11 protein-coding genes are annotated in these 11,332 nt (G+C 55.3%); 6 read left to right on the top strand and 5 right to left on the bottom strand.

What is annotated here, in order from left to right; genetic code table 11:
• The 3 genes from JCM12296_RS28095 to JCM12296_RS28085 form a co-directional block, all read right to left on the bottom strand.
• The coding region (locus tag JCM12296_RS28095; protein ID WP_054700029.1) for an ABC transporter ATP-binding protein at positions 1-1,289 on the bottom strand (1,289 nt) is incomplete at its 3' end.
• Between the two features lie 125 nt (positions 1,290-1,414).
• The gene (locus JCM12296_RS28090) at positions 1,415-2,422 is read right to left on the bottom strand and encodes a BMP family protein (RefSeq protein ID WP_054700027.1); all 1,008 of its coding nucleotides are present in this window, start codon (positions 2,420-2,422) and stop codon (positions 1,415-1,417) included.
• A 298-nt stretch (positions 2,423-2,720) separates the two neighbouring features.
• Complete coding sequence (locus JCM12296_RS28085) at positions 2,721-4,022, bottom strand: glycosyltransferase (protein ID WP_083456592.1); 1,302 nt, start codon at positions 4,020-4,022, stop codon at positions 2,721-2,723.
• Positions 4,023-4,543: 521 nt separating this feature from the next.
• Between JCM12296_RS28085 and bioA the strand changes: the two genes are divergently transcribed.
• From bioA to bioB, 4 genes are read left to right on the top strand one after another with little or no spacing between them, the layout of a single operon-like run.
• Positions 4,544-5,836, top strand: coding sequence for an adenosylmethionine--8-amino-7-oxononanoate transaminase (gene bioA, locus JCM12296_RS28080; RefSeq protein ID WP_054700024.1), 1,293 nt, complete (start codon positions 4,544-4,546; stop codon positions 5,834-5,836).
• A 3-nt stretch (positions 5,837-5,839) separates the two neighbouring features.
• Entirely contained in the window at positions 5,840-7,039 is a 1,200-nt protein-coding gene (locus JCM12296_RS28075; RefSeq protein ID WP_054700022.1) for an aminotransferase class I/II-fold pyridoxal phosphate-dependent enzyme, read from the top strand.
• Positions 7,036-7,644, top strand: a complete 609-nt coding sequence (gene bioD / locus JCM12296_RS28070; protein ID WP_054700020.1) for a dethiobiotin synthase — start codon at positions 7,036-7,038, stop codon at positions 7,642-7,644. Before JCM12296_RS28075 ends, bioD begins: the two co-directional genes overlap by 4 nt.
• 2 nt (positions 7,645-7,646) lie before the next feature.
• Positions 7,647-8,630: a biotin synthase BioB gene (gene bioB / locus JCM12296_RS28065; protein WP_054700018.1), complete on the top strand. Its 984-nt coding sequence runs from the start codon at positions 7,647-7,649 to the stop codon at positions 8,628-8,630.
• A 179-nt stretch (positions 8,631-8,809) separates the two neighbouring features.
• Here the strand turns inward: bioB and JCM12296_RS28060 are convergent, their stop codons facing one another.
• Positions 8,810-9,157 carry a GIY-YIG nuclease family protein gene (locus JCM12296_RS28060; protein ID WP_054700017.1) on the bottom strand — a complete coding sequence of 116 codons (348 nt, stop codon included), beginning with the start codon at positions 9,155-9,157 and terminating at the stop codon, positions 8,810-8,812.
• A 60-nt stretch (positions 9,158-9,217) separates the two neighbouring features.
• Positions 9,218-9,856, bottom strand: a complete 639-nt coding sequence (locus JCM12296_RS28055) for a flavodoxin family protein (protein WP_054700015.1) — start codon at positions 9,854-9,856, stop codon at positions 9,218-9,220.
• A 539-nt stretch (positions 9,857-10,395) separates the two neighbouring features.
• Here JCM12296_RS28055 and JCM12296_RS28050 point away from each other — a divergent pair.
• Positions 10,396-10,668, top strand: a complete 273-nt coding sequence (locus tag JCM12296_RS28050; RefSeq protein WP_054700012.1) for a hypothetical protein — start codon at positions 10,396-10,398, stop codon at positions 10,666-10,668.
• The coding region (locus JCM12296_RS28045; protein ID WP_218188325.1) for a hypothetical protein at positions 10,665-11,332 on the top strand (668 nt) is incomplete at its 3' end. The genes JCM12296_RS28050 and JCM12296_RS28045, both read left to right, overlap by 4 nt.

Raw genomic sequence — 11,332 nt, 5'->3', positions numbered from 1 at the left:
GTGGGTTGGGCGGCGAGCAGGACGCGCGGATTCCAGGCCAGTTCCCGGGCCAAGAGGGCCTTTTGCAGGTTGCCGCCGGACAAGGTGCCGGCACGAACCCCGCTGCTCTCCGCCTTGATGCCGAATTGCTGAATGCGGTTTCGCGTGAACTGCCGGATGGCGCCGGGCTTGAGAAAACCGAAGCGACTGAAACGCCGCTCGTGGATGCGCGGCAGGACGATGTTGCTGGACAGCGGCAGGGTGGTGATCAATCCGGTGCCCATGCGATCCTCGGGAATCCGGCCCACGCCCAGCGCCTGCAGGGTTCGCGGAGAGGACGCGGTGACCGCATGGCCGGCCACGCGCATCTGCCCGGCCGAAGGCGCCAGCACCCCGGCCACCACATCGGCTAGTTCTCGCTGCCCGTTGCCTGAAACGCCGGCCACGCCGACGATTTCCCCGGCGTGGACCTTCAGGTGGATTCCCTTGAGGCCCCGGCGCGAGCCGTTGGCGGTATGGATATTCTCCAATTCCAGAAGGATTTCGCCGCGCTGGACGGATTGCTTCTGCGGCGGGGTCACCGGCTGGCCGCACATCAGCTCGGCCAGCTGGCGTTTGCTGGTTTGATTGTCGTTGGCCAGCGTGGCCGCCACCCGTCCCTGGCGCAGGATTATCACTCGCGTGGTGATGGCGCGCACCTCGTGCAGCTTGTGGCTGATGAAGATCACACCCATGCCGTTTTGCGCCATGGCGGTCATGGCCCGGAAGAGTCCCTGGGCCTCCTGGGGCGTGAGGGTGGCCGTGGGCTCGTCGAGAATCAGAATGCGCGCCCCACGAACCAGGGCCTTGATGATTTCCAGGCGCTGCTGCTGGCCCACGGTCAGGTCGCCGGCCAGGGTCTGCGGGTCCAGGTAAAGCCCGTAGCGGTCGTCGACTTCTTTCAGGCGATCCAGGATCCGTCGGGGGTTGAGCCGCCAGCCTGCCCCGGCCTGCCCGACCATGAGATTTTCCAACACCGTGTGCGACGGTACCAGGTGGTAGTGCTGGTGTACCATGCCGACGCCCAGGGCCAGGGCGTCGGCCGAATTGCGGATGGTCGCCGGCCGGCCCTGGATGCGGATGCTGCCCGCGTCGGCGTCGTAGGCACCGAAGAGAATGTTCATCAAGGTGGTCTTGCCGGCGCCGTTTTCACCCAACAGGCCGACAATCTCGCCGGCGGCCAGGGTCAGGTCGATGCCATCGTTGGCCGTCACGGCGCCGAAACGCTTAGTGATGCCGCGCATTTCAAGCAGCGGCGGTGGTTCGTGCATGGTAGGTCCTATCAAGATCAAGGCGGATCCACGTTTCGAACCGCAGGCATATATGGAATATGTCGAGGATTCGAAGCGTGGATCCAACGCCGAGATTGGGCTGGAAGACATTTTTAAGACAGCTTCTACTCGGATTTGGGGATGGATTCATCAATATCCACCCGAAACGTACCGTCCAAAATCTCCTGCTTGCGTTTTTCAACCATGGCCTTCACCTCGGCCGGCAGTTTGGCGTCGAACTGGTGATAGGGGGCCAGGTACGCGCCGCCCTTGGCCATATAGGAAAATCCGCCGAAATCCTGGGCCGTGTAGACGCCGGCCTTGACCAGGCTGATGGCCTGCTTCACCGTGGGCCACATATCCCACACCGGCCCGGTGATCACCGTGTCCGGCCCCAGGCTGGACTGGTCGGACATGTTGGAGATGGCCAGGACCTTTTTCTCGACGGCCGCCTCGACCACGCCGAAGCGTTCGGCGTAGATCACGTCCACACCGGCCTCGATCTGGGCCAGGGCCGCTTCCTTGGCCTTGGGCGGATCGAAGAAGGAGCCAATGAAGGAGAACTTGCACTTCACGTCCTTGTTGACCTCCTTGGCGCCGGCGTAAAAGGCGTTGGCCAAACGGTTGACTTCGGGAATGGGCATGGCCGCCACCACACCGATGAGGTTGGACTTCGTCATCTTGCCGGCAATCATGCCGGAGAGGTAGGCCGGTTCGTGGATCCAGTTGTCGAAGACACCGAAATTGGGCTCGGCCGGACCAATGCCCGAGCCGAAGACAAAGGCCACGTTGGGATAATCCCGGGCCACCCGGCGGGCAATGCGCTCGGCGCCAAAGGCGTCGCCCATGATCAGCTGATAGCCTTTTTCGGCATACTCGCGCATGACCCGGGCGAAGTCGGCCGACTTGACGCTCTCCGAGTAGTCATACACGATGCCCAGTTCGTTCTTGGCTTTCACCAGGGCCACATGGATCTGGTTGACCCAGGGCTCCTCGATGGGGGTCTCGAAAACTGCGGCCACCTTCAGTGGTTCGGCCGCCACGGCCGCCGGTGCAAGGCCGACCATCATTACCACCGCCAATACCAGGATTGACATGCCCAAACCGTTTACCACTCCATTGAATCGCTCCATTGCATTTCCTTTCAGTTCGCTAGATGGCGTTTATCGATATGCACGGGTCCGCGTCACGCGGACCGCAGGGAACCTTTGCAATCGTGCTGCCAGGGTATCGACGGGCTTTGCCGGGATGTTAACCGCCGGGTATCAAAACCGTTTTGAATAAAGCGGACCAGTCACGAAAGAACCAGAAACTTTCGCTTTTGTTGCGCTATACAACAATTTTGTCTGGAATTGGAGTGAAATGGCGTGGGAAAAAAGGAAGAACGCGTTCATCGATTTTGACGGTTTCGCAACACGTCCGATATCGGCCTTACGCGGCACCTCCGTGGCCGTATTGCATTGATTCCCCATGATCAACCTGGTCCTCAATGATTTGGCACACATGGGAAAGGGGGTCACTGTTTTTCATTTTATCGGCAATTTTCTTGCAACTTGCGTGGACGTCTTCATCCGCAAGCAATATTCCAAGCTTCTTGGCGACGATAGAACTTTTATATTTTTTCATGCTGATTTCGTCACCGACACCAAGTTTGATAAGACGTGATGAATTGTCGTGCTGATCCATGCCAAACGGTGTTAAAAGCTGCGGAATACCTGCTGATAAAGCCTGGGCACAAGTTCCGATGCCGCCATGATGAACCAATGCAGATGAAAGCGGAAGTAACTTGCTAAAAGGTGCATATTCACAATAAAGAATAGTATCCGGCAGAGGGTTCGGGATAGGGTCTTTGTAACGGGAAAGAAAAACGCCACGAACATTTAATCTTTCACATGCTTTTACGGATTCTTTGAAAAATGTCGCTGCATTTTTTACAGCCGTGCCGGCTGTAAAAACAACAGTTGGCTCACCATGACCGATAAAGGCTTCGAGTTTTGCTGGCATCGGATTTCTGCTGGCTTCATCAAAGCAAATAAAATTTGTAAGTTCTGTATTCTTCGGCCAGTCAGGTTGCGGCTCTGCAAACCAGCTTGGAAACAATCCAATGACTTTGTCAGGGGAGTGGATCCAATTTCGAATGATACTCTTGGCCGGTGGCAGTTCTAACATATTAAGCATTTTATTTATCGGAGGGCCGAGAAACAGGTCCGCCGCCTTATCAATTAACCGCCATAGGATTTCTTTGTAAAACTTAGGCATCCAATACGGCATCCAGACACCGTCCATCCTTGCCGGACGCACAATGGAAGGAAGGGAAACCGGTGCCAGATGGCATGTTATCATCGGCACATCGAGTTTTTCCCGTACCATTCTTGCACCAAATGCCATGGTAATTCCAACAACGACGGTCTCCCCCGGAATAAGCAACGCCTTAATGGATTCATAGGTCCTTTTAATGGACGGAAAATATAAATACCGCATCACGACTTTTGTCGTTTGGGTTGGATTTTTTAAATCAACTTCCTCCACCATTTTGTTATATTCTTCTATGGTTCCAACAGCTACAAAATTCAGCCCAGCGTCTTGCACCGAATCTTTAAAATAGCTGTTTGTCAGAAGGGTAACTTCATGGCCCCTTTTCCGAAGCGCGATGCCGATCTTTATGAATGGATTTACATCGCCGTGACTGCCAATTGCAACGATTAGAATATTCATAAAACGCCATTGTGTCATGTAAGCTCGGGATTTTTATCCAGTAGCCAACTTGCAAATCGCCGGGGCAAATAGAGTGCAGCGGAGTTGGCATCCGAGGTCATTTGCCGGGTTCTCTGAGTGCGGCACGTTATCTAGTGTCCATCCACGAATAGGATAATTGGGTCGAGATCAAGGCGCGCGCAAAATTTAACCGCAGGCATATGTTTGATATTCCGAGGATTAAATTTTAAGCGCAACGCCGATATCGGGCAAATTGGCCATTCGTGGATGGGCACTATCTAAAGGGGGCAATGGAAACCAGCATACCCTGTGCTTTAGCGCGCATCAAGTCCCAAACCCGGCCTGATGGCGGCAAAGGGGATAGGGGCATGGGGAATCGGGGACCTGCATTTGACATAACCTACCGCTTTATTGATCCGCCCCTTAATGGATGACGCTAAATGCGTCCCCCGGACGTCCCCTGAAATATCCGGTTGACGAACGGAAAATATTTCGTTAACCCTCAAAAAAATTTTGGTTAACGAAATGGGTGGGCGCAGATGAATCCGTGGACAAGAGACCTTCTCGATTATGACAGAACCCACGTGTGGCATCCCTATACGTCGTTGGAACGTCCGCTGCCCGTCTATCCGGTGGCGTCGGCCAAGGGGGTACGCATACGGCTGGCGGACGGTCGTGATCTCATCGATGGCATGGCCTCCTGGTGGTGCGCCATCCACGGGTACAACCATCCCTGGTTGAACGCGGCCGTAAAAGACCAGGTGGAAAACATGGCCCACGTGATGTTTGGCGGCCTGACCCATGGTCCGGCGGTGGCGCTTTCCCGCCTGTTGGTGGCCTTGACCCCGGAGGGGTTGGAGAAGGTCTTTTTGTGCGATTCGGGAAGCGTATCGGTCGAAGTGGCCATGAAGATGGCCCTGCAGTACTGGCAGGCCAAGGGGGAGCCGCAAAAAAAACGCTTCGCGACCATCAGAAGCGGCTACCATGGCGATACGTTCGGTGCCATGAGTGTCTGCGATCCGGATACGGGCATGCATTCGCTTTTTTCAGACTTTCTCGTGCAAAACTATTTTGCCGATGCCCCCCGTACCCCCTTCCATATGCCCTGGGATGAATCGGATATCCAAAGCCTCGAGGATCTGCTGGAGACGCACGCCCGGACGACGGCGGCCATCATCCTCGAACCGGTGGTCCAGGGGGCGGGTGGAATGCGGTTTTACCATCCCCGCTATGTCGCCCGGGTAAGGGCGCTGGCCGACCACTACGGGGTGCTCTTCATTGCCGACGAGATCGCCACGGGATTCGGCCGTACCGGGAAACTGTTCGCCTGTGAGCATGCCGGGGTGAGCCCGGACATCATGTGTGTGGGCAAAGCCCTGACCGGCGGCACCCTGACCCTTGGGGCGACACTGACCACCGCCGACGTGTCCCGGGTGATCGGCTCCGGCAATCCCGGGGTATTCATGCACGGGCCCACCTTCATGGGCAACCCGTTGGCCTGCGCCGTTGCCGTGGCCAGTACCCGCTTGCTCCTGGAATCGGCCTGGGAGGAAACCATCCGGTCCATGGAGGCCCGCATGCGGGAAGGCCTCGCCCCTTGCGCCGATTTGCCCCAGGTGGCCGATGTACGCGTGCTGGGCGCCATCGGTGTGGTCGAGATGCGCGCGCCGGTGGACGTGGCCCGAATGCAGGCAGCCTTCGTGGACGCGGGGGTGTGGGTCAGGCCCTTCGGAAAGTTGGTCTACATCATGCCCCCCTACATCATTTCCGATATTGATCTGGACCGGCTGTGCCAGGCCATGTGTCGGGTCATCCAAGAATACGAGCCATGAGCAATGGAAAATAAAATCTTCGGACACCCGCCGGCTGCCGATAAATACGCATTTGTCGACGCCGCCATACGCGAAAGAAAAAAAGGGCATCTGCTGCGCAGCCTGCGGCCCCTGGTTCCCGTCTCGGCCACCGACGTCGATGCGGCCGGACATGCCTTGGTGAATTTTTGTTCCAACGACTACCTGGGGCTTGCCAAGCACCCCCGGGTCATCGCTGCCGCCAAGGATTACGCCGACCGGTTCGGTGCCGGTGCCACGGCCTCCCGGCTGGTGTGCGGCAGCTTCGCCTGCACCCACGCACTGGAGGAAAAACTGGCCGGTTTGCTGAATGTCGAACGCGTGCTGGTACTCAATTCCGGGTTTCAGGCCAACACGACGGTGATTCCGGCCCTGGCCGACAAGAACACACTGATCGTCTCCGACCGCCTGAACCACAACAGCATCATCCAGGGAACGAGACTGGCCCGGTGCACGGTCAAGGTGGCCCCCCACAACGACGTGGCCGCCATGCGCCGCATCCTGGAAGACGCGCGGGGACGCCACAGCCGGGTACTCATTATCACCGAAAGCGTGTTTTCCATGGATGGCGACCGGGCCGACATCGACGCGCTCGCCGAGCTTGCGGATGATTTCTCCGCGTTGTTGATCGTGGACGAAGCCCATGCCACCGGCGTTTTGGGTGCGGGCGGCATGGGGCTGTGTCCGGGCAAACCGGTGGATATGGTGATCGGGACATTGAGCAAGGCCCTGGGGGCGTTCGGGGCCTTTGTTGCCTGCACGGAAAAAATGGCCCAATATCTCATTAATTATTGCACCGGGTTCATCTATTCCACGGCCCTGCCGCCGGCCGTGATCGGGGCCGTGGATGCCGCGCTGGACCTCGTACCCCAAATGCACCGGGAAAGAGCGGAATTGTGGGAAAAGGTCAGCTTTCTGCGCCGGCAGATCAAGCTGGCGGGCTTCGATACCGGCCTTTCCTCGACCCAGATCCTCCCCGTTATCGTCGGCGGAGAAGCACAGACCATGGACCTGGCCGCGTATCTGGAGAAAAACGGGATCCTGGCTTCGGGCATTCGCTTCCCCACGGTCCCGGCCGCCATGGCCCGCATCCGATTGGCCCTATCGGCCGCCCACAGCTGGGAGCAGATCCGGCATCTGGCGTCGGTTATTCTCGCCTGGAAGGCATCGGCGGCAGCAGCATGAACAGTAAAAGCGTTTTCATCACCGGCACCGACACGGGCGTGGGCAAAACCCTGGTCGCGGCGATTCTCATGGCCGGCATGGAAAACGGATACTACTGGAAGCCGATTCAAAGCGGCCCGCCGGCGGACACGCAAGCGGTCCGGGAGATGACCGGCCTGGCTGCGGATCGTTTTCTTCCGGAAACCTACCGGTTGAGCCATCCGTTGTCTCCCCACGCGGCAGCCCGGCGCGAGGGGATTCGTATTCATCTGGAAGACTTCCAATTGCCGGTACAAGCCGGTCGGCTGGTGGTGGAGGGGGCTGGCGGGATCATGGTGCCCATCAACGAAAACCAGTTGATGCTGGATCTCATGAAGCAGCTGGCCTTGCCCGTGATTCTGGTGGCCCGCAGCACCCTGGGGACCATCAACCATACGCTGTTGTCGTTGGATGTACTGAATCGACATGGCCTGGAGATCCTCGGTGTGGTCATGAACGGCCCCAGGGACCCATCAAACAAAAGCGCCATCGAGTACTACGGACGGACACGCGTCATTCTGGAAATCGAACCCATGCGGGCGATTCGCCGGGACGCGCTGGTACAACACTTCAATAAAATGGATTGATCGTGGATAAACAACAATGCCTGGATATGGCAACGGCGATTATTAACGGGAACCCGCCGGACGATGCGACCTATGCGGAACTGGCCCGCATGCCCGAGCAGAATGTCCTCGACATGCTGCCCGGGGCGGATGCCATTCGTGAGCATTTTTTCGGACGGTCGGTGCATCTTTGCTGCATCCTGAACGCCAAATCGGGAAAATGCGGGGAAGATTGCGCCTTTTGCGCCCAGTCGGCCTACGCCCGAACCGATGCTCAGATCTATCCGCTCATGGACAGCGAAGAGATCCGAAAAGGGGTTCAATACGCCAAGGCCAACCGCATCCACCGATTTTCCGTGGTCACCAGCGGCGGCCGCCTGTCCGGGAAAGCAGTGGCGCGTCTGGCAGGTGCCATGGCCAGCATGTCCAACACCGATGTGCGCTTCTGCGCCTCCTTGGGAACCTTGGGGGCAACGGATTTCGAGGTGTTGAAACGGGCCGGAATCACGCGTTACCATCACAATCTGGAGACCGCCGAAAGTCATTTTGAGAAGATCTGCACGTCTCACGCCTACGCGGACCGGGTGGAGACCATCAGGGCCGCCAAGCGATCGGGCATGCGCGTTTGTGCCGGTGGTCTGTTCGGCATCGGGGAAAGCGATGAACAGGTTCTGGAACTGGGCATGGCCCTTCGGCATCTGGATGTGGATGCCGTCCCGGTGAATTTTTTGATTCCCGTTTCCGGAACCCGCCTGGAGAAGATCCCGAGGATTTCCGCCTTGCGGTGTCTGAAAATCATCGCCCTGCTGCGTTATCTGCTTTTCGATAAACCGATCATCGTTTGTGCAGGTCGGACGACCCATCTGGGGCGCTATCACGACCGGGTATTTCAAGCCGGTGCCTCGGGGATCATGACCGGCAACTATCTTACGGCGCCGGGCCGCAATCCCTCGGACGATCATGCCATGATCCGCGGACTGGGGTTTGTTCCCTGTTCGGGCAACTAGGCCGTTGTCCTGCTCGGCAAACTGTTTGGTGTCTGGGGTTGCGGTTGAAAAAAGGATCGTTTGGCGAGGAATTTGCCATCCACAGGGGGGAGGGGCGTTGCGAAAAACTGAATGGGGAGAAAATTCGTGATGATTTTCTCCCCATTTCCACCGGTTAAACCGTATTAAGTGCGATTTTTTTATGGTTTATTATAACCCATTTCGCCGTATGGTTTTAGCTTTTCGGTCCATAACGCCTCAAGAAATCGAAGATCTTCTTTAGGATTATAACTTGGATCATCCAAGGGTTTAAGGATTTCAAGTTCTTCAAATACAAACGCCTCAGCGCCAAATTCATTCCATTCTTTCTGTAACACAATATTGCGACAGCTACCCAACCTCAACTCTGCTTTAAAGCGATTAAGTATTGCTGGTAAATTAGAACTTGAGCCGATAAGAATTTTACCATTAACCTTGTTTGTAATCTGGAAGATACCCATTGGTCGCGGAGTATCTTTGTATTCCTTTATTTTGGCTTTCCTATCCATTTTCATTCCTTTTGCTTGCATAGGGAACAACGTAGGATTCGAGTCGCATCTTAATGGTGGCTATTTTATGGCACGGGCCAGTTCTTTACCCAATTGACATGCTCTGTCAATTGTATTTTTGTCATTTTTGATCTTTGCTTTATCGAATATCTTGAACACAGAAAGCTCTCCTATGATTTCATACCCGAGTGCTTTAAGTGGCTTTTTCATCGCCTCTAAAGTAAAGCCCATATCTTCAGTGGATTCTTGCTCACATATTGCTGCAATTATGGCTTTTCGACCCTGATTGGAAAATTGGCTTGACCAACTTCTCGGGCGGTCATTTTCAAAATTATAAAAACAATAAAGGCGGTCAATAAATGCTTTCATCCATGACGTGATATTATAATTATGGGTCGGGGATACTAGAACAAGACCTTTAGATGAAATTATTTTCTTATAGATCACGGACATCCCATCGACTAAACCGGTACATATTTTATCTTTTCTACATTTTTCGCATCCAACACATCCTTGGAATTTTACTTTTGTTAGATTTAAATAATCACAAGGGATCTTTTCTTGAGCGACGCCAGATATTATATTTTTCAACAGGATATCAGAGTTTCCATTAATTCTTGGACTTCCACTTACGCCGAAAACTTCAACATTCGGCTTTAAGGTTGATGCGCTTTTTATTAATGCTATTGTCGATTTCATTTCTAAGCAATCCATCAGCAATATATTCAATCGTCTCTTTTAAATCGCTCTCTGCGACTTCAGCCCATACTATTTTGTATTCTCCGATCATTACAGCTTTTTTTTCAACGAAGCGTCAATCCCTTTAAATACCCCTTCATGGCTTTATGTCACTTGTAATATACATTTTTTACCTCCAGTCCATATGCGTGTCAAGACCGCCGAGTTTGCCCTGATAACGGGCTATCGGGACACCTTTGACTTTTAAACTTTAATGCAAGATCATCTACAATACAGGCACCCCTTCGGACGGACTGGCTCACCACTTAGAGATTTTATATTAAATTTAGAACTTGGAGGCGTCTCCAACTTCCCTCCCATAACCGCGAAAAATAGAAATCGATCCAAATGCGGTTACCCTGCTCGGCAAACTGTTTTGGTGTATAGGGTTGAGGTTGAAAAAAGGATCGTTTTGCGAGTAATATGTCATCCGCAGGGGTTGCCTTTTTGCTTTGGCCTCGAATGAACGCTTCCTGAATCTTCAACCGGCAGTCCGCTGCATGACACCCACGCAAAACGAGGCAACCATGGCCAATCCCAGCTTTTCAGCAACGACACCGGTTGCGACCGAACCGCTGTCGGTCCCAGAGGGGAAGACCCTCTCGGTTCGCATTACCCCCATCCAGCGCGCGCAGCCGCTACCCGGCAGAGTCTACGGTATATCGGCCGCCGAAGCCTGGCCACTGAACCCCACCGATCAGATCAGTCAGTATCTTTGCCTTGACCCGGGCCAACGGGCATCGCCATCCACCTGCCCCGGCAGTCGGATTTGATTAAAATAGAAGGCATTCTGCGGCAAACCGCATTATCCACCGAAGACCGCGTTCTGGTCGGGCTCAACGCACTCCCGGCCATCGAAGACGGTTCCGGCAGCCTACTTCCGTTCGTACCCCCCTCCTCACCCAAGCAGGGGGCCAATAGGGGCGACCTTTTCGGGCTCGTTCGGGGTGCGGGCGCCTATCAGCTGACGTCTTTTCCGGTTGCCCGGTTCAACGGCGTCAGCCTGCCGCCCGGCATGAGAATCCGCTTTGCCGACGCAAGCCGCTGGCTGCAGCCGGGTGTCATGGAATCACGTCTGTTTACGATCTTTACCAACGGTAAACAATTCTATTCCTGGGACGCCCACACCCCGGTGGGCAAAACGCCGCACAGCTTTTACCACGTCAACCAAAAAGGAATGTTTGCCACGTTCAGTCATGGCAACCATGCACCTTTGACCGGTCCCCAGCTCATCCAGGCGAAACAGCTACGATACCTGAAGATCGGTGGCCGCGTGTTTCTAGTTGTCGGCATCGTCGTCGACACCGTTCAAATGGGAAGTGCCGTGGCGGAAAGCTACCAGCAGGGATCGGTAAAGCCGGTTGCTGCACAAACCCTTCGAACGGCTGGCGGATGGGCCATGGCGTGGGCCGGCGCCAAGGCCGGCGTCGCCCTTGG

The organism is Desulfosarcina cetonica JCM 12296 (assembly GCF_001311845.1).
In the GTDB taxonomy this organism is placed as follows: Bacteria; Desulfobacterota; Desulfobacteria; order Desulfobacterales; family Desulfosarcinaceae; genus Desulfosarcina; species Desulfosarcina cetonica.
The sequence above is the reverse complement of the archived record's forward strand: the minus strand, read 5'-3'. Positions and strand labels throughout refer to the sequence as shown.